This window comes from Tabrizicola sp. M-4 (assembly GCF_051132405.1).
Classification (GTDB): Bacteria; Pseudomonadota; Alphaproteobacteria; order Rhodobacterales; family Rhodobacteraceae; genus Paragemmobacter.
Genome location: NZ_CP128606.1, coordinates 3,908,749 through 3,927,573, shown reverse-complemented (window position 1 = coordinate 3,927,573; position 18,825 = coordinate 3,908,749). Strand labels below are relative to the sequence as shown.

Below are 18,825 nucleotides of genomic sequence, written 5' to 3'. Positions count from 1 at the left end.
CCATGCGTAGTGTCCTGCTTGCCCTTGCCACCCTGACCGCCCTTTCGGCGCCCGTCTTTGCCGAGGAGGAGGCTGCGCCCGCAGCCGAGGCGCCCTCGCTTCCGGCGATCACCGTTTCGGTGGTTGAAAACCGCCTTTTGCGGGACCGCGTGATCGTGTCGGGCCTCGTCAATCCGGTCGAGGAGGTGCAAGTCGCGCCCTTGATCGAAGGACAGCCGATCGAAACGCTTTTGGCGGATGTCGGTGACAGGGTCGTTGCGGGGCAGGTTCTTGCGACGCTGTCGAAGACGACGCTGGAATTGCAGAAAAGCCAGTATACGGCATCGCTGGCTTCGGCCCGCGCCACGATTGCACAGGCCGAAGCGCAGCTTTTGGAATCGCAGGCGGCCGCCGATGAGGCGCAGCGCGTGAACGAACGGACGGCTGCGCTGCAACAACAGGGCACCGCTTCGCAAGCGGCGGCCGATCAGGCCAGCGCGAATGCGATTGCTTCGGCAGCACGGGTGACCGTGGCCAAGCAGTCGCTGGAGGCGGCGAAGGCGCAGGTGGCGCTTGTCGAGGCCCAACTCGCCAATGTTGACCTGCAGCTTTCGCGAACGGACGTTAAGGCCCCGGTCGGGGGTGAGATCACGCACAGGAATGCTGTCGTCGGGGCCGTCGCCTCGGCCGCGGGGCAGCCGATGTTCACGTTGATCCGCGATGGCGCGCTGGAACTGTCTGCCGATGTGGCCGAGATCGATCTGATCCGTGTGGCTTCGGGGCAGCCGGTCAGGATGGTTGCGGTCGGTTCGCCGGAGCCCTTGGCGGGTTCGGTTCGGCTGGTGGAGCCGACCATCGATACCGCGACCCGCCTCGGGCGCGCGCGGATCACCATCGACACGCCGGACAACGTGCGGGCGGGCATGTTCATGGATGCAGAGATCCTTGTCGCGGAACGGGAGACCGTTGCGGTTCCGGTCACGGCGGTCGGATCTTCGGTCGGGGGCAGCACGGTGATGAAGGTCGTGGACGGAGCGGTTTCGCGCGTTCTGGTCAAGACCGGCATCCGCGATGGCGGCTGGGTCGAGGTCCTCGAAGGTCTGACGCCGGGTGACACAGTGGTGACGAAGGCAGGGGCTTTCGTGCGCGACGGCGACAGGATCAACCCTGTTCCTGCGGCGACGAATTGATTTCGGAGTAAGCGATGAACTTTTCAGCCTGGTCCATCCGTAACCCTGTCGCGCCACTTCTGGCCTTCGTTCTTTTGCTGGTGCTTGGCTGGCAAAGCTTTAACACGCTTCCGATCACGCGGTTTCCGAACATCGACGTGCCGCTTGTCGCCGTCACGGTGAACCAGTCGGGCGCTGCACCGGCCGAACTGGAGACGCAGGTCACCAAGGAAATCGAAGATGCCGTTGCGGGCATCACGGGGGTGAAGAACGTCGTTTCAACCGTCACTGACGGGACTTCCACCACGGTTGTCGAATTCCGCATGGAAGTGCCCACCGACAAGGCGGTGCAGGATACCAAGGATGCGATCGACCAGATTCGCGGCGACCTGCCAGGTTCCATCGAGGCTCCCGTCGTGACCCGGATCGACGTGGAAGGTCAGGCGATCATGACCTTTGCCGTATCCGCCCCGAACATGACGATCGAGGAACTGTCTTGGTTCGTCGATGATACCATCACCCGCAGCCTTCAGGGCCAGCCGGGCATCGGCCGGGTGGACCGCTATGGCGGGGCCGAACGCGAGATCCGCGTCGAACTCGACCCCGTCAAGCTGGACAGCTATGGCATCACCGCCAGCGCCGTGAACGCCCAATTGCGCGCGACAAATGCCAATCTCGGATCGGGCCGTTCCGAGCTGGGGGCCGCCGAACAGGCAATCCGGACGCTGGGTGATGCCCAGACGGTGGAGCGGTTGGCCAACACCACCATCGCGCTGCCTTCGGGCCGCCATGTCCGCCTGTCGGATCTTGGTCAGGTGAACGACACCTATGAAGAACTGCGATCCTTTTCCCGGCTGAACGGCGAACAGGTCGTGACCTTTGCCGTGTTCCGCGCCAAAGGTGCGTCCGAGGTTTCGGTCGCCGAGGTGGTGAATGCCGAACTTGACCAGCTTCGGGTTGCCCATCCCGAAGTGCAGATCAAGCTGGTCGATGAAACCGTATTCTACACCTATGGCAATTACGAAGCCGCGCTGCATACCCTGATCGAAGGCGCGATACTGGCTGTCCTCGTGGTTCTTGCCTTCCTCAAAAACTGGCGGGCAACCCTGATTTCGGCCGTCGCTCTGCCGCTTTCGGCGATCCCCACCTTCTATGTGATGGATCTTCTGGGTTTCTCGCTGAACCTCGTCAGTTTCCTTGCCATCACGTTGGCCACAGGCATCCTCGTGGATGACGCGATCGTGGAGGTGGAGAACATCGCGCGACACATACGCATGGGGAAGACCCCTTATCGCGCGGCAATCGATGCCGCAGATGAGATCGGCCTCGCGGTCATCGCGACTTCGTTCACGATCGTCGCGGTCTTCGTCCCGGTTTCGTTCATGCCCGGTATCCCGGGGCAGTATTTCCGGCAGTTCGGCCTGACGGTCGCGATTGCCGTGCTGTTCTCGCTGCTGGTCGCGCGTCTGATCACGCCGATGATGGCCGCCTATCTGATGCGCGCCAAGGATGCCGAGGAAAAGCACAGCGAAGATGGCGCGATCATGAAGGGCTATCTTCGGATCGTCCGCGCCACCACATCGGGCCGCTTCCTTTTCATTCCAGCCCGCTACCTGACGCTGGTTGGCGCGATAGCGGTGTTGGCCGTTTCCATCCACTTCATGCTGAAGGTGCCCGGCAGCTTCATCCCGCCGGAAGATGTCAGCCGCATCCCGATTTCGGTTGAACTGCCACCCGGCACGACGCTGGCCGAAACCGACCGCACGACCCAGAAGATGGTGGAAATCATCCGCGAGGTCGAAGGGGTGGAGAATGTCTTCGTCCTTGGCGGCTCGTCCCCGACGGGTGACCGCGACATCCGCCGCGCCTCGGTGACGGTGCTGCTGCAGCGGCTGGATCACTCGCTGCTTCTGAAGCTGTCGCAGATCGCCAACGCGATTCCGGTCGTGGGCCTTGTCGTCCCCGATGTCGAGAATACGGGTCGCAGCATCCCGCAGAACGAGGTGGAAGCGGAAATCTTCAAGCGTCTGGCCGCCGTGCCCGATATACGCGCGTTCAAGTTGAACGACCGGGGCGAACGCGACCTGTCTTTCTCCATCCTTGCCAATAACGAGGCGGATCTGAATACCGCTGTCGCACGGCTTGAAGAGGCGCTTTCGGGTGATCCGCTTTTGGCGAACGTCGCGTCGGAAGGCGCGCTGCCACGCCCGGAAATCCAGATATCCCCCCGCGCGAACGAAGCGGCACGTCTGGGCATCACCACCGCCCAGATCGCCGAAGTCGTGCGCGTCGCCACCATCGGGGACGTGGATGCCGCGCTGGCGAAATTGTCGATCGACAATCGTTTGATCCCGGTGCGCGTCCGGCTGAACGACGCCAGCCGCGAGGATCTGACCCGTATCGGCGCGCTGAAGCTTACCACGGGAACGGGCGCCACTGTGCCGCTTTCGGCCGTGGCCGACATTGCCATCGCCGAGGGCCCGTCGACCGTGGACAGGCTCAACCGTGAACGCCGTGCGACTATCGGGGCCAACCTGCCCGTGGGCGTGGCGCTGGGGACCGCGACCGCCCGCTTCAACGAGATCATCGCAAGCGTTGAACTGCCCCCCGGCGTCCGCGTGCAGGAGGCGGGCGATGCGGAGGTGCAGCAGGAGCTTATGGCCGCCTTCGGAAATGCGATGATCCTTGGCCTGATGCTGGTGCTGACGGTGCTGATCCTGCTGTTCAAATCGGTGATCCAGCCGTTCACGATCCTCCTGTCGCTTCCGCTTGCCATTGGCGGGGTGGCGGCTGCACTGATCCTGACCAGTTCGGCGCTTTCCATGCCGGTGCTGATCGGGATCCTTATGCTGATGGGGATCGTGACGAAGAACGCGATCCTTCTGATCGATTTCGCCATCGAAATGCGCAATCAGGGCATGTCTCGGTTCGAGTCGGTGATCGAGGCAGGGCACAAGCGGGCGCGGCCCATCGTGATGACCTCGATCGCGATGTCGGCGGGGATGCTGCCTTCGGCTCTTGGGGTTGGCGAAGGCGGGTCGTTCCGCGCGCCCATGGCGACGGCGGTGATCGGCGGGATCATCGTGTCGACCGTGCTGTCGCTGGTCATCGTTCCGGCCTTCTTCCTGATCATGGATGACCTTTCGCGGTTCCTTGTCCGGATGTTCAGCAAGGTCATCGGCCCCAAGGAGGCCGAACCGGAGGAACCCTCGGCCATCGTTCTTGCGGAGCGGATCAATGTCTTGGAGGCGCGCATGGATGGGCGGCCTCCGACGCGGGGGGCTCCTACCCTGCATGTGGCGGAATGAGGAAGGCCCGGCAGAAATGCCGGGCCTTTTCCATGGCCGTCAGAAGGTCAGGCCGGAAAACCGCGACGGTCGCTGCGGCACGCCGGGAAGGACGCAGAGCATTTCGTAGAGGATGTTGGCTCCGATCAATGCGGTATTGCCCGACGGATCATAGGGCGGCGATACCTCGACCAGATCGCCGCCGATGATGTTCAGCCCAGCGCAGCCCCGGATGATCTCCAGCGCCTGCCATGTGGACAGCCCCCCCGGTTCCACCGTTCCCGTTCCCGGCGCGAAGGCAGGATCGAGGCTGTCGATGTCATAGCTGATGTAGACCGGCAGTTCGCCGATCCGGTCGCGCACGATCTCCATCAGACGGACCAGTGACTTGCCCCAGCACTCTTCCGCCTGCACCACGGTCCAGCCTTGCCCCCGCGCCCAGTCGAAATCATCCGCCGCATAACCCGTGCCACGCAGACCGATCTGGAACACGCGATCATTGATCAGGCATTCATCCTCCCACGCGCGGCGGAACGGGCAGCCATGGGCCACCGTCTCGCCGAACATGTGTTCGTTGATGTCGGCATGGGCATCGACATGGATCAGGGCGACCGGCCCGTATTTCTCTTTCATCGCCCGCAGGATCGGCCATGTCAGCGTATGGTCGCCGCCCAGCGTCAGAGGAATTACCCCCGCCGCCAGCACCTTGCGGTAATGGTCGGTGATGATGTCCACCGTCTTTTTCAGGTCGAAGGTGTTGATCGGCACATCGCCCAGATCGGCGACCTGCAGATGATCGAACGGCGCCGCGCCTGTTGCCATGTTGTAGGGGCGCAGCATCCGGCTTTCATCCCTGATCTGGCGCGGGCCAAGCCGGGTGCCGGAGCGGTTGGAGGTACCGTGATCCATCGGTATCCCGATGAAAGCCACGTCCAGCCCGTCGGGCGAGGTCGCCGCAGGCAGGCGCATCATCGTGGCAGGCCCGCCGAAACGCGCCATCTCGTTCCCGCCGAGGGGTTGGTTGAACGTCTTCATCTGCCTTTTCCTTCCAGCCAATCCCGGATGATCGTCCGGTGCCGTTCTCCAGAATAGCTCGGGAAATGCCCGCCATGCACCGCCCGAACGGGCAGGGCCAAGAGCCGCTCCATGGACCGGATGTACTGGTCCTGCTCCTGCGTCGTGGTCCCCTCGATCAGTTCGCCATCATAGACGATGTCGCCGGAAAACAGCACGCCCGTCGCCGCCTCCCACAGCGCGATGCCCCCCGGCGAATGGCCGGGTGTGTGGATCACCTCGAATTGGCGGTCGCCCAGATCGACGACATCGCCATCCCAGAGCAGTCGCGTCGCGGGCGCGGCCTGCACCGCATAGGTGGCCGATTGGTAAGGCTCTGGCGGCAGCGCGGTGAAGATCTCGTCCGTCACATATTTGTCGGCAAAGGTGTTCTCCCGCGTGGGGGCGCGCAGAAGATGCGCCTCTGCCCCGTGGCAGGAGCGGCAGGGGAATTCATGGTGGCACCCCACATGGTCGAAATGCGTGTGGCTCGCCACCGCCTCCAAGGGCCGCTCCGTGACCAGCGGCACCCAATTCCGCAAGGCGACGACCCCCATCCCGCTGTCGACCAGCATGTCGCGGTCCCGCCCCCGGACATGCCAGACGTTGCAGCGATAGAATTCCCGCACATGCGGTTCGTCGATCCAGGTGATACCATCACCCACCGACCGCACGCGCCACCACTCCCCCGGCCCCATCCGTTCCATCACGCCTCCAGCACCACAAAATCCGTGGCCCCCAAGTCCATCACCGCCCCGGCCGGAACCTCTGCCCCTTGCGGCAGATGCACCACCAGCCGCAATCCGGGCGCCGCGATCGGTGCCACATGCGCCCGCAGATGCGTGCCGAAGAACACCGTCTCCACCACCCGGCAGGGGCCAAGGCGCAGCGCCCCTCCCTCGGAGATCGCCTCTGGCCGGATGCACAACACCCCGTCCGGCACCGCCACAGGGCCAAAGGCCGCCTCGCCGCCTTGCACGGGAACCTTGTTCACCTCGCCCATGAATCCGGCCGAGAACAGGCTTTTCGGGCGAAGATAGACCTCGCGTGGCGGGCCCTGATCCGCAATCTTCCCGCCGTTCATCACCACGATCCGGTCGGCAATCGCCATCGCCTCTTCCTGATCATGGGTCACATGGACGAAGGTCGTCCCGACCCGGCGCTGGATCGCCTTCAATTCATCCTGCATCGCCCGCCGAAGCTTCAGGTCCAGTGCCCCCAGAGGTTCGTCCAGAAGCAGGACATCAGGCTCCACCGCCAAGGCGCGCGCCAGCGCCACCCGCTGGCGCTGCCCGCCACTCAGTTCGTGGGGCCGCCGCGCCCCGCGCCCCTCAAGGCCCACCAGCGCCAGCATCTCCTCCGCCCTCGCGTCCCGCGCCGCCTTTGCCACTCTACGCATCCGCAGCCCGAAACCCACATTCTCGGCCAGTGTCATATGGGGAAACAGGGCATAATCCTGAAACACCGTCGTCGTCGGCCGATCCTTGGGCGCGACGCCGCCCATATCCCGCCCGCCGATCAGCACGCTGCCCGATGTCGGCTCGGCAAACCCGCCGATGATATTCAAAAGCGTGGTCTTGCCGCATCCCGAAGGCCCCAGCAGCACGACGAACTCCCCCGGCGCGATCTCCAGATCGACGGAGTCCAGCGCCAGTGCCGTCCCGTATCGCTGCGTCACCGCGCGGATGGATACGCCCGCCGTCATTTCACCCTCCGAAACACGAAAACCTCCAGCAGGACCACCAGCGTCACGGACACGAGGAAGACCAGCGACCCCACCGCGTTGGTCGCGGGCGAAATCCCCGACCGCAGCATCGACCAGATCTCCACCGGCAGCGTCACGTCGAACCGCGTCAGCAGAAAGGCGATGATGAACTCGTCCCAACTGAACGTGACCGACAGGAAGAAGGCCGCCGCCAAGGGCGCCGCCAGCATCGGGGCCGATACCAGCAACAGCACCTTCCATTCCGGTGCCCCCAGATCGCGCGCCGCGCGTTCGGCGTTCTTCTGATGATCCCCCATCGCCGCATAGGTGATGGCGAAACACAAAGGCAGGTTGATCACCACATGCCCCACCCCCGCCGTCCACAGCGACAGCCGCACCCCCGCCTGATTGAACACCGTCAGCAGACCCAGCGCGATGATCAGGTAACTTACCGTCATAGGCGCGATCAGCACGCCGCGCATCAGCACCGATCCCGGCAATCGCACTCGGGCCAAGGCATGGGCCGCCAGAAACCCCAATATCAGCGCGATCAGTGACGAAACCGCCGCCACCAGCGCCGAATTCACCAAGGCCTCCATCAGATCCCGTTCGCCCAGCACCCGCCCATACCAATCCAGCGTGAAACCCTGAAAGGGCGGCACGGGCAGCCGCCCATCCTGAAAGGAAAAGGCCACCAGGACCACCACCGGCAGAAAGACAAAGGCATAGGCAACGGCCAGATAGGCCCATGACAACGCGCGCATCGCTACACCCGATCCAGCCGCAGCCACCGGCTGGACGCGAAATAGGCCAGCGTCACCACCGCCATCAGAACGACAGAAAGGGCGGATGCCAGCGGGAAATTCCCGCTCCGCCCCATCTGCAACATGATCAACTGCGGCAGCGTCAGTTCCGCATTCCCGCCCAAGATTTGCGGCGTGATGTAATCCCCGATGCACAGCACGAATGTCAGGAAGGCCCCCGTTACCACCCCCGGCAAGGTCAGGGGCACGATCACATGACGAAACGTCTGCCACCGCCCCGCCCCAAGGTCCGCCGCCGCCCGCGCGTAGTTGGGCGACAACTGGATCAGGTTGGCATAGATGGTCAGCGTCAGCAGCATGACGAAGAAATGCACGAACCCGATCACGGTCGCTGTCCGCGTCGCTGCAATCTCCAAAGGCTCACCGATCACCCCGGCCCAGAGCAGCGCCTTGTTCACCACCCCGTTCTGCCCCAGCACCAGAAGCCACGCATAGGACCGCACCACATAGGATGTCCAGAACGGCAGCACCGCCAGCAGCAGCGCCAACCTTTGCCACCGCACAGGCACCCGGAACGCGATGATCGCCGCCAAGGGATAGGCCAGCACGACCGATACCACCGTCACCACTACCGTGATCTCAAGGCTGTTCAACAGCGCCTTCAGCATCGTCCAGTCGGTGAAAATGCGGACGTAATTTCCCGGATCGAACCCCCGCACCACCTCGCGGCCCTCCATATGCGCGAAGGACAGCGCCACCATGGCGGCAAAGGGCAGCATGAAAAAGGCTGCCGTCCAAAGCAGGGCAGGGGCCACAAGGCCCCAACCCATACGCCTTTCTGCCGCCTCCAGCCTCACGTCGTCACTGGTTCAGCATTTCGGTCCACATGTTCTGCATGGCCGTATCCAGCGCCGCATCCGGAATGGGGTAAAGCTGCGCCCGCTTTAGATATTCTGTCTGCTCGTTCCAGCGCAGCACGGCGCGCTGCTCCATGCTGAGCGCATCGCCCGTCTTTGCATTCGCGGGCATGCCCCAGTAGCAGGAACTCGTTGCCAGCCGTGCCTGACCCTCCGGCGATACGATGTACTTCACGAACTCCATCGCAAGATCGGGTTGTGTGGATCCCGCAACCACACCGATGGATTGCGCCCAGCGCAGGCCACCCTGTTTCGGGATCGTCCAGTCAAGGTTCGGATTGTCTGCCGCCAGGACGGCCGTCAGCCATTCGCCGCCGCCCACGACGATATCCACTTCGCCGGTCGCAAGGGCCGTCTGCGCCGACACCACATCCGATACCTGCTTTGCAGCCGCTCGCAGATTGAACAGCGGCTCCTTCAAAGACCCAAGGTTCTCGGCCGTGATATCCGCCGTGTCTATGCCTTGGCTCAGCGCCACCAGACCGATCACCGGTAGATAATAATCGTAGATTCCGATCCGCCCGTCGTACTTACCCGAGACAAGCGCGGCCATGTCCTCCATGTCCGCCGGGTCCACCTTCGTCTTGTCGAAGGAGATGGTGTTGTAGCCGAACTTTTCGGTTACGGCATAGGTCTTGCCGTCGACCGTATTGTTCTCGGCCATCACGACCTCGGGAAAGAAGTCCTGCGTTGGCAGTTCCTCGGGCGGCAGTTCGGCAAGAAATCCCCCTTCCACCGCGCGTTTCACGTCCACCGCGTCTATCACCAGAACATCCCATTCTCCCGGCTGCGGCTGTTCAAGTATCTGCAGCCCAGCGGCAGTCCCTTCGTATTCCTTTAGGTTTACCGTGACGCCGAACTTCTCTTCGAAGGGCTCGATCAGCGCCGGGTCCGTGTGGTCGCACCAGACAAGGGCATTCAATTCCTGAGCGAAAGACGGTGACGCGGCCGCCAAAAGGGCAAGCGCGGTCAGGGGAAGGGTCATGTTCTTGGCCATTCTCATCTCCATGTCGGGGTGTCGGGCTGCCTCTGTCGGGCGCTGCTAGAAAAGAATTGAGTTCGTTCAATTTTGAAGTCAATGTCAAAATTCGGGCGAAACATGAACGATTGCCATGGCAGGATTGCGTCAAAGACAGAAGGCGGACCGGACGAGCCGCATCCTTGAGGCCGCGACGCGTCTGTTCCGGGAAACCGGCTATGGGGCGATCCGGATAGAGGATATCGCGCAAGCGGCCGAGGTTTCGGTCGGCACGCTCTATAACTACTTTGCGAACAAGGGAGATCTGTTGCTGGCAATCGTATCGATGGAGGTGGAAGAGGTCCTGTCAGCCGGGAAGGCGGTGGTCGACAACCCGCCCAAGGATGTGGCGCAGGCCTTTTCCTCCCTTATCGGCATCTACTATGACCATTCGTTGCACTACTTGTCCAAGGAGATGTGGCGTACGGCCATGGCCATTTCGATCGAGGCCCCCGCTACGCCGTTTTCCGACCGCTACACCGAACTTGATGCCCTTCTGTCGCGGCAAGTCTGTGATCTTGTCCGGCGCCTGCAGGTTCTTGGCTACGCAAGGCCCGGTATCGACGCAGAAGCGGTGGGGCAACTTGTGTTCAACAACCTGAACCAGATGTTCACCGAATTCGTGAAGCGGGAAGCGATGCCGATAGAGGACCTTCACGCCCGAACCACGCGCCAAAACGCCCCGATTGCGGCCTATCTTACCGGCAACGCTTAGAACATCGCTTTCATGCGGCGCACATGGGCAGGATCGGCCTGCAACGCATCGGCCGCCAATGCCAGGGTGGCCTCCACCACATCTTCGTCGATCACATCGACCAATCCCCAGGCAAGCGCCTCATCCGCCGTGACCCGACGACCGGCAAGGATGATCTGCCGCGCCCGCGCCGGGCCGACAAGGGCCTGCAGCCGCGCCGGATCGGACGGCTGCGGGAGATAGCCGCGCTTCATCACCGGATAGAAGAACTGTGCGGCTGGCACGGCGACACGCAGGTCGCAGGCAAGAACCATCCCGAAGGCCCCGCCCGCCAGCGTTCCGTTCAATGCCGCGATGGTCAGTCCCGGATAATGCGCGATCCGACGCGAAAGCACCTCCCATTCCGGTGCCTGACCAAGGCCCTGCGTCATGCCATCCAGATCCGCCCCGGCTGAGAAGACTTTTCCCCGCCCGGTCAGGATCAGGACGGAAACGCCATCTGCCGCCGCCCTTGCGACCGCCGCATCCAACTCTGCCAGCATCAGTTGCGTCAGCGCATTCGCCTTGTCCGGGCGGTACAGCGTGACAAGACGCGCGGCACCACGATCCTCCACCCGGATCATGCGATCAGACCCACAGCGCGGCGGATGCCTTCGTCCCGCAGCGACACGTCCCGGCCAAGCCATTCATCCGCCGCATCACCGCACATCCACACCAGCGCCCGCGCCGGCCATTCCGGCGGTATATGATCCTCCCATGCAAGCTGGCTTATCGGGTTTACGCCGGAAGCCTTGATCTTCACCTGCATCTCTGTCGCAACCGTTCCGGGCGACAGACCCAGCACCCGGATGCCATGCGCTCCTTCCTCCAGATGTGCTGCCTGCGTCAGCATCAGGGCGCCCGCCTTCGACGCGCAATAGGCGCTCCAGCCTTCGAGTGCCCGAACAGCTGCGCCGCTCGACACCGTGATGATCGTGCCGCGGCCTTGGGCGCGCATCACCGGAATGACCGCTTTCATTCCATGGAACACACCTTTCAGGTTGATGTCCTGTGTCCGCCCCCAATCTGCCGGGTCCGCATCCGCTAGACGGGCAATCGGGTCCACCACCCCGGCATTGTTGATCAGCACATCGATCCCGCCGAACCGCGCCTTTACCACGTCCATGGCATCACGGACCGAGGCCCAATCCGAAACGTCGCAACCAAAACCGATGGCCGCCGTTCCAAGTTCCGACACAAGGCTCTCGATCTGTCCGGCAGAGCGGGCAAGCAAGGCCACCCGCGCCCCTTCGGCGACAAAGGTGCGGGCCGCTGCTGCCCCGATTCCCCGGCTGGCGCCTGTGATGACGACTGTCTTACCCTTCATCGCCTGTCCTTCTTCTTGCCACGGTTCCATCCGATGATCGTCATAGCCCGGAGATGACGGGGAATGTAATCCCTTGACCCTGCCGCGAGGGGGGAGGATGCTCCGCCGCAAAGGGTTAAACGCATCGAAACGAGGTTCATTATGTCCATTCGCACGCTGGCGGGAACAACCGCCGTGGCAATTGCATGTGCTGCACCGGCACTTGCCGAAGTCACGCCCGAACAGGTCTGGGAGAACTGGCTCGCCTTCTCGCAAAGCAGCGGACAGACCGTAACCACCGAGAGCGTCGAGCGGGACGGGGATACCCTTGTCGTTACCGGCATGAAGATGGCCATCGCGCAAGAAGGCGTCACGGGCGAAGGCAGCATTGACGAATTGCGCTTCACCGATCAGGGCGACGGAACGGTCGCCGTGACGATGTCGGAAACCTATCCCTTCAACCTGACGATCGCACCTGCAGAGGAAGGCGAAGGACCCACCTCACTGACCATCGAGGTCCGCCAGCCCGGATTGTCGATAATCGCAAGCGGCGACAAAGCCGAGACGGCCTATGATTTCTCGGGCCCCGAGATCACCGTTGCCTTGACCAGCATCGAAGGTGTCGATGCCGAAGCCGTGGATGTCACAGCAGAGGCTAAGCTTTCCAATGTCGCAGGTAAGTACCTGATCGTTCCGGGTGAGAATGAAAGCACGGCCCTGAATTCCAGCTTCACCGCGCAATCGCTGGTCCTCACGGTCAATGGCACCGACCCCGATCCCACCCCGGCTGACGGGGAAACAGGTCCCTCCACGCTGAAAGTCAACGTGACTATGGCGGACATGGAGGCCACCACGAATGGCAATTTCCTGTCTGCAGCGGCGATGGCCGACATGGCCGCCGCCCTGAAGGCAGGCTTCGCGTCAGATGGTACCATCAACACCGGGGCAACGACCTACGACATGGAAGTGACCGACGCGACCGGTGTCACCAAGATCACCGGGAAATCCGCGACGAACTCCATCGGTTTCTCGATGGATGCGACAAGTCTCTCCTATTCCGGTGGCGCGACCGGGGCGGAACTCTCGATGTCGGGGCCGGAAATTCCCTTCCCGCAGATCAACCTCGCCTATGCAGAAGCCGCCTTCGATTTCCTGATGCCGGTCGGTGCGACCGAGGCCCCCGCCGACTTTGCCTTTCTGACCAAGATCGTGGACATGACGATCTCGGATGAGATCTGGGGCATGTTCGATCCGACAGGGCAGCTTCCGCGTGACCCGGCGACGATCGTGATCGATACGAAGGGCACCGCGACCCTGACGACCGATCTGATGGACCCTGCCGCGATGGAAGCGTTGGGTGATCAGGCACCGGGGGAGTTGAACTCGCTCGACATCAACGAACTGCGCGCAAAGATCGCCGGTGCGGAATTGACGGGCAACGGTGCCCTCACTTTCGACAATACCGATCTGGTCACCTATGGAGGGATGCCTGCACCCACGGGCAAGATCGACCTGAAGCTGGTGGGTGGCAACACCCTGATGGACAAGCTGGTGGCGATGGGCCTTCTGCCCGAGGATCAGGTGATGGGCTTCCGCATGATGTTGTCGATGTTCGCCAATGCGACCGGCGAGGACGAGCTTTCCTCGACGCTGGAATTCAAGGACGGCGGTTTCTTCGCGAACGGTCAGCAATTGCAGTAACAACCTGTGCAGCATCGAGGCCCCCGTCGGATCGACGGGGGCCTTTTCCTTTGCCGATGCTTGCGCAGCGATATGCATCGGACTACCTCGAAGGCGCAGACCGGAAGGAACCGCCATGACCATCTCGCTCGACTCCCTGACGGAACGCCTGCTTGATGCGGCCAGGAAGGCCGGAGCCGAGGCGGCGGATGCCCTTGCGGTGCGCGGCACCTCTCAGACTATCGATCTGCGCAAAGGCTCATTGGAACAGGCAGAGCGGGCCGAGGGAACAGAGATCGGACTGCGTGTCCTGTTCGGTGGACGTCAGGCATGCGTGTCTGCCTCCGACATCTCGGACCGTACGATCACCGCGCTGGCCGAGCGGGCGGTTGCCATGGCGCGCGAGGCACCGGAAGACCCTTATGCCGGCCTGGCAGACCCTTCGCAGATCGCGCGCGGCTGGGATCTCGCCGCGCTGGACCTGACGGATCCGACCCCGGAACCCGATGCCGCAACGCTTGAGTCCGACTGCCGCAGGGTCGAGGCGGCGGCGATGGCGGTTTCCGGGATCACGCAGGTGGAGGCAACGGCAGGATATTCCGCCCGCGAAATGCACCTTGCTGCGACGAACGGATTTTCGGGTGGCTATGGCCGCACCTCTCGTTCGCTGACGGCTGTCGCCTTCACCGGTCAGGGCACCGGGATGGAGCGTGATTGGGCAGGCGAGTCGCGCACATTCCAGGCCGACCTTCCGGCCGCCGAAGGGATCGGTGCCCTTGCGGCGGAGCGGGCGCTTGCGCGGTTGGGCGCGACCAAGCCGGTGACGGGGACATATCCTGTCCTATTCGACGAACGCATCGCCTCGTCCCTCATCGGGCATCTGCTTTCTGCGGTGAACGGGGCCGCCATCGCCCGCGGGGCAAGCTGGCTGCGCGACGCGCTGGGGCAGCAAGTGCTGCCCACCGGCCTTTCAGTGATCGAGGATCCGCATCGCCCGCGGATCGGTTCTTCGCGCCCCTTCGATGGTGAGGGTCTGCCCACGCAGCGCCGCGCCATCGTGCAGGACGGCATCCTGACGGGCTGGACGCTGGACCTTGCAACAGCGCGCAAGCTGGGGATGCAAAGCACGGCGAACGCCGCACGGGGCACGTCTTCACCGCCTTCGCCCGCCACGTCGAACATCGACCTTTCGCCCGGAGACAGGACGCTTGACGATCTGATCCGCGACATGGGCACTGGGCTTCTGGTGACGTCGATGATCGGGTCCACCATCAACCCGACCACGGGAGATTACTCGCGTGGGGCGGCTGGGTTCTGGGTCGAGGGTGGCGTGATCTTGCATCCTGTCAACGAATGCACCATCGCCGGGAACCTGCGTGACATGCTGCTGCGCCTGATCCCTGCAAACGATGCGCGGGCGCATCTGTCGACGCGCGTTCCCTCATGCCTCATCGATGGTTTGACGATTGCCGGGGCCTGAGGACGACCTTGCCCTTCTTGTCCGCGCCGCCCGCGAAGCGGGGCGGATCGCCCTGCACTATTGGAAGCGCAGCCCGAAGGTCTGGGAGAAGGGCGACGAAGGCCCGGTGACCGAGGCCGACCATGCCGTGAACGATGCTTTGGAAAAGACCCTGCGCACTGCGAGGCCCGCCTATGGCTGGCTGTCTGAAGAGACGCCCGACACCTCGGATCGCCTGACGCGGGAGCATGTCTTCATCCTTGATCCCATCGACGGGACGCGGGCCTTCATCGCGGGTGAGGACAGCTTCAGCCATTCGATCGCCATCGCGCGGAACGGTCAGGTCACGGCTGGTGTCGTGTTCCTGCCCGCGCTGGACCGGATGTTCGCGGCCTGTGTCGATGGCCCCGCGACGCTCAATGATGCACCGATTACAGCAAGCCGGATTGCAGGGGCCGATGGCGCAACCATCCTTACGCCCGCCGCGAACATGAAACCCGAACATTGGCCGGGTGGCGTGCCGGATGTGAAGCGCGCTTTCCGTGCCTCGGTCGCCTATCGCCTTGCCCTTGTGGCGCAAGGCCGTTTCGACGGAATGCTGAGCTTTCGGCAGGGATGGGAGTGGGATATCGCCGCGGGCAGCCTGATCGCCAGCCGTGCCGGGGCATGTGTGACTGACAGGCACGGCGCGGCGTTGCGGTTCAACAGGCAGGTGGCCAAGGCGGATGGTCTCATTGCCGCGGCACCGGGCCTGCATCGGGATCTGCTGGCGCACCTTTCCTGATGGAAGGGTCGGACGGCGGCCCCTGTGCAGAAGGGACCGCCGCGCCGGTTCATTTCTTCTTCGGCGGAACAAAGCGTTTGGAGGTGTCCCGCGCATCCGTTTTCGGGGCGGCGGGCTTGGGACGGGGCGCCGGTTTTCCGAAGGGCTTTCCGGCAGGTTTGCTGCCCGGCTTCCCCTCCGGCTTGCCACGGAAGGGCCGCTGTTCTGCACCTTCCGCCGCGCGCGGCTTGTAGGCGGGTTTCCCGGCCCCCTTGGGTTTCCATCCCTCTGCCGGAGCATCGTCGCGGCGGGGTTTGGGTTTTGCCCAATCGCCCTTGGGCTTCTCGGCCCCGGATGCCGATCCGTGCGACTTGTAACCCGTCGCTCGGCCTGCTGGCCGTTCCCCATCGGGGCGGCCTTCCGCGGCATGACTCTTATAGCCGCCCGATCGTTCGGCACCGCCGCCATGCGATTTGAAACCGGCCGATTTGGGGCCGCCTTCTGCCTTCCAGCGCGGTTTGCGATCGGCTGTGTCGGCGCGATCCTCACGAGGTGCGTAGGGCTTTCGCTCAGTGTTCGGGCGCGGCGCATAGGGTTTGCGGTCGGCATCCTTGCGGGGTGCGTAGGGCTTTTTCACTCCATCGGCCCTGGGGGTGTAGGGTTTGCGCGGCGCTTCCTCGCGCGGGGCATAGGGTTTGCGCGCCTCGGCCTCGGGTTCGGCGCGGGGCTTGCGCGGGCGTTCAGCAACCGGTGCCGCTTCGATGTCATCCTCTTCGACGATCCGGGGCGGTTTGCCGGAATAGGCCGGACGTTCGGCCTTCTCGGTCTGGACGGGGCGGGGCGATACGCGCCGTTCCGGCCTTGTGCTGGGCGCCGGGCGTGCCGGGCGTTCCATCGTCGGCTCGCCCTCCATGCGTTCCATCATCAGGCCGGGTTCGATTTCCACCATCGCGCCGAAACGTGTGGCCAGAGGTTCGGCGATCTGCACGAGGGTATGGTCCTGCTGCACCCGGATCGCGCCGATGCCATCCTTGGAAATGCTGCCCGTCTCGCAGATTTTCGGCAAAAGCCAGCGCGCCTCGGCCCGGCCGGTATGGCCGACCGAAAGGCGATACCAGACTGACGGCCCGAACTCACCCCTTTCGCGCGGCGGCTGGGCGGCGGGCGGCGGAAGGCTGTCGGAAAGCACCTCGGGCGCGGAGCGACCGTCGCGCCACAACCGGATGAAGGCGGCAGCAACCTGCTGCGCACCATACCGGTCCAGGAGCGCGGTCGCCATCTCGGCCTCGTCTCCGACGGTCTCGGCAAGCATGGGATGTTCGATCAGGCGCGCGTCCTCGCGTTCCTGGACCTCGTCCGCGCCAGGGGCCTTGCCCCATTCAGCGACGACCTTTGCCCCGGCCAGAAGGCGCTGGGCCTTGCGGAATTCGGCGGGCGGCACGATCAGTGCCGAAACACCCTTGCGGCCCGCGCGGCCCGTGCGGCCCGACCGATGCAGCAGCGTTTCGGAATTCGATGGCAGGTCGGCGTGAACCACGAGTTCCAGCCCCGGCAGGTCAATCCCGCGCGCGGCCACATCGGTGGCGATGCAAACCCGTGCCCGTCCGTCGCGCAGCGCCTGCAGCGCGTGCATCCTCTCCGACTGGCTTAACTCGCCCGACAGGGCCACAGCCTGAAATCCACGATTCTGCATCCGCGCGAAGAGATGGTTCACATTCGCCCGCGTCTTGCAGAAGATGATGGCCGTCTGCGCCTCGTAGAAGCGGAGGAGGTTGAAGATCGCGTGTTCCTTGTCGCGCGCCTGCACCGAAAGCGCGCGGTACTCGATGTCGATATGCTGCTTCGCCTCGCCCTGCGCCGCGATCCGCAGCGCGTCGCGCTGGAAGGTGCCTGCCAGCTTTTCGATCTCTTTCGGCACGGTGGCCGAGAACATCAGCGTCCGGCGTTCTTCGGCGGCGGCGGCGAGGATGAATTCCAGATCCTCGGCAAAGCCCAGATCCAGCATCTCGTCCGCCTCGTCCAGAACGACGGCCTTCACAGCCGAAAGATCCAGCGATCCGCGTTCGATATGGTCACGCAGGCGGCCCGGTGTGCCGACGACGACGTGCGCCCCGCGTTCCAGCGCCCGTCGTTCGTTGCGATAGTCCATCCCGCCCACGCAGGAGGCCAGCATCGCGCCTGCCTCGGCATAAAGCCATTCGAATTCGCGCCGGACCTGCAAGGCGAGTTCCCGCGTCGGGGCCACGATCAGGGCAAGGGGCTTGTCGGCGAAGAGAAGGCGGTCCTGACCGCCAAGAACATCGGGCGCGATCGCAAGGCCGAAGGCGACGGTCTTGCCAGACCCCGTCTGTGCGGAAACCAGAAGGTCACGCCCCGCCACGTCTTCCGCCAGCATGGCGGTCTGCACGGCCGTAAGGGCATCATAGCCCTTGGCCGAAAGGGCCGCTGCCAAAGGCGCGGCGATCATCTTGTCTGTCATGTTTTGTCCCAAAGGGGCGGCACTGCGCCCGTGAAGTACCTTGCACCGGCACCTCATTCCCCATTGCAGGACCGGCCTCCCAAAACCGCCGCCTGCCCCGGAATCCTCGGGCCGTCAGGGGGGCATAGGGGAAAAAGCGGGAAATGTATAGCGATGCTTTGTCCCTGCCCTCTTGCGGCCATCCCAAGGCAGGCTTGACCCTGCGCCCCGCCCCGTTACCCTGCATGCGCATCGAACGACTCTCACCTCCCGGAGCCGAAACAAATGACCCAACGCCTGCACCTCGTCTTTGGGGGCGAGCTTGTGACTCCCGAGAAGAATGTCTTCAGGGATGTCTCGAAGATCCACATCGTCGGCATGTTCCCCGACTATGCCTCTGCCTTCTCGGCATGGAAGGCCGAGGCGCAGCGCACGGTGGACAACGCGCACATGCGCTATTTCATTGCCCATATCCATCGCCTGCGCGACGAGGAACAGCCGGGATCACCGACCGAAGCGCTGAACAACTGAACG

16 protein-coding genes are annotated in these 18,825 nt (G+C 63.7%); 7 read left to right on the top strand and 9 right to left on the bottom strand.

Annotation, left to right across the window (positions count from 1 at the left end; all coding sequences use genetic code 11):
- Positions 1-2 precede the first annotated feature (2 nt).
- Both TabM4_RS19185 and TabM4_RS19180 read left to right on the top strand, forming a co-directional pair.
- Positions 3-1,169 carry an efflux RND transporter periplasmic adaptor subunit gene (locus tag TabM4_RS19185; RefSeq protein ID WP_434616203.1) on the top strand — a complete coding sequence of 389 codons (1,167 nt, stop codon included), beginning with the start codon at positions 3-5 and terminating at the stop codon, positions 1,167-1,169.
- A gap of 14 nt (positions 1,170-1,183) precedes the next feature.
- Positions 1,184-4,456: an efflux RND transporter permease subunit gene (locus TabM4_RS19180; RefSeq protein WP_434616200.1), complete on the top strand. Its 3,273-nt coding sequence runs from the start codon at positions 1,184-1,186 to the stop codon at positions 4,454-4,456.
- Positions 4,457-4,495: 39 nt separating this feature from the next.
- Here TabM4_RS19180 and speB read toward each other — a convergent pair whose 3' ends face one another.
- The 6 genes from speB to TabM4_RS19150 are packed head-to-tail and all read right to left on the bottom strand — an operon-like array spanning position 4,496 to position 9,871.
- Positions 4,496-5,470: an agmatinase gene (speB, locus tag TabM4_RS19175; RefSeq protein ID WP_434616197.1), complete on the bottom strand. Its 975-nt coding sequence runs from the start codon at positions 5,468-5,470 to the stop codon at positions 4,496-4,498.
- Positions 5,467-6,195: an MBL fold metallo-hydrolase gene (locus TabM4_RS19170; RefSeq protein ID WP_434616194.1), complete on the bottom strand. Its 729-nt coding sequence runs from the start codon at positions 6,193-6,195 to the stop codon at positions 5,467-5,469. The genes speB and TabM4_RS19170 overlap by 4 nt, the downstream gene beginning before the upstream one ends.
- A complete protein-coding gene (locus tag TabM4_RS19165; RefSeq protein WP_434616191.1) occupies positions 6,195-7,193 on the bottom strand; it encodes an ABC transporter ATP-binding protein in 999 nt (332 codons plus the stop codon). The genes TabM4_RS19170 and TabM4_RS19165 overlap by 1 nt, the downstream gene beginning before the upstream one ends.
- Positions 7,190-7,957, bottom strand: coding sequence for an ABC transporter permease (locus TabM4_RS19160; protein ID WP_434616188.1), 768 nt, complete (start codon positions 7,955-7,957; stop codon positions 7,190-7,192). Before TabM4_RS19160 ends, TabM4_RS19165 begins: the two co-directional genes overlap by 4 nt.
- Positions 7,958-7,959: 2 nt before the next feature.
- Positions 7,960-8,814, bottom strand: a complete 855-nt coding sequence (locus TabM4_RS19155) for an ABC transporter permease (protein WP_434616185.1) — start codon at positions 8,812-8,814, stop codon at positions 7,960-7,962.
- Positions 8,815-8,818: 4 nt separating this feature from the next.
- Positions 8,819-9,871, bottom strand: coding sequence for an extracellular solute-binding protein (locus TabM4_RS19150; protein WP_434616182.1), 1,053 nt, complete (start codon positions 9,869-9,871; stop codon positions 8,819-8,821).
- Positions 9,872-9,986: 115 nt separating this feature from the next.
- On the opposite strand from TabM4_RS19150, the gene TabM4_RS19145 reads away from it, so the two are divergent.
- Entirely contained in the window at positions 9,987-10,607 is a 621-nt protein-coding gene (locus tag TabM4_RS19145; RefSeq protein WP_434616179.1) for a TetR/AcrR family transcriptional regulator, read from the top strand.
- On the opposite strand, the gene TabM4_RS19140 is transcribed toward TabM4_RS19145, so the two are convergent.
- Positions 10,604-11,209, bottom strand: coding sequence for an enoyl-CoA hydratase/isomerase family protein (locus TabM4_RS19140; protein WP_434616176.1), 606 nt, complete (start codon positions 11,207-11,209; stop codon positions 10,604-10,606). The two genes, TabM4_RS19145 and TabM4_RS19140, sit on opposite strands and share 4 nt — an antisense overlap.
- Positions 11,206-11,952 (bottom strand): SDR family oxidoreductase, encoded by a 747-nt coding sequence (locus TabM4_RS19135; RefSeq protein WP_434616173.1) that lies wholly within the window; start codon positions 11,950-11,952, stop codon positions 11,206-11,208. Before TabM4_RS19135 ends, TabM4_RS19140 begins: the two co-directional genes overlap by 4 nt.
- 174 nt (positions 11,953-12,126) lie before the next feature.
- On the opposite strand from TabM4_RS19135, the gene TabM4_RS19130 reads away from it, so the two are divergent.
- From TabM4_RS19130 to TabM4_RS19120, 3 genes are all read left to right on the top strand, one after another.
- Complete coding sequence (locus TabM4_RS19130) at positions 12,127-13,632, top strand: DUF2125 domain-containing protein (protein ID WP_434616170.1); 1,506 nt, start codon at positions 12,127-12,129, stop codon at positions 13,630-13,632.
- A gap of 115 nt (positions 13,633-13,747) precedes the next feature.
- Positions 13,748-15,091 (top strand): TldD/PmbA family protein, encoded by a 1,344-nt coding sequence (locus TabM4_RS19125; protein WP_434616167.1) that lies wholly within the window; start codon positions 13,748-13,750, stop codon positions 15,089-15,091.
- Entirely contained in the window at positions 15,078-15,854 is a 777-nt protein-coding gene (locus TabM4_RS19120) for a 3'(2'),5'-bisphosphate nucleotidase CysQ (RefSeq protein WP_434616164.1), read from the top strand. Before TabM4_RS19125 ends, TabM4_RS19120 begins: the two co-directional genes overlap by 14 nt.
- Positions 15,855-15,903: 49 nt before the next feature.
- Here the strand turns inward: TabM4_RS19120 and TabM4_RS19115 are convergent, their stop codons facing one another.
- Positions 15,904-18,312, bottom strand: a complete 2,409-nt coding sequence (locus TabM4_RS19115) for a DEAD/DEAH box helicase (RefSeq protein WP_434616161.1) — start codon at positions 18,310-18,312, stop codon at positions 15,904-15,906.
- A 264-nt stretch (positions 18,313-18,576) separates the two neighbouring features.
- On the opposite strand from TabM4_RS19115, the gene TabM4_RS19110 reads away from it, so the two are divergent.
- Positions 18,577-18,822 (top strand): DUF4170 domain-containing protein, encoded by a 246-nt coding sequence (locus TabM4_RS19110; RefSeq protein ID WP_434616158.1) that lies wholly within the window; start codon positions 18,577-18,579, stop codon positions 18,820-18,822.
- Positions 18,823-18,825: the final 3 nt, after the last annotated feature.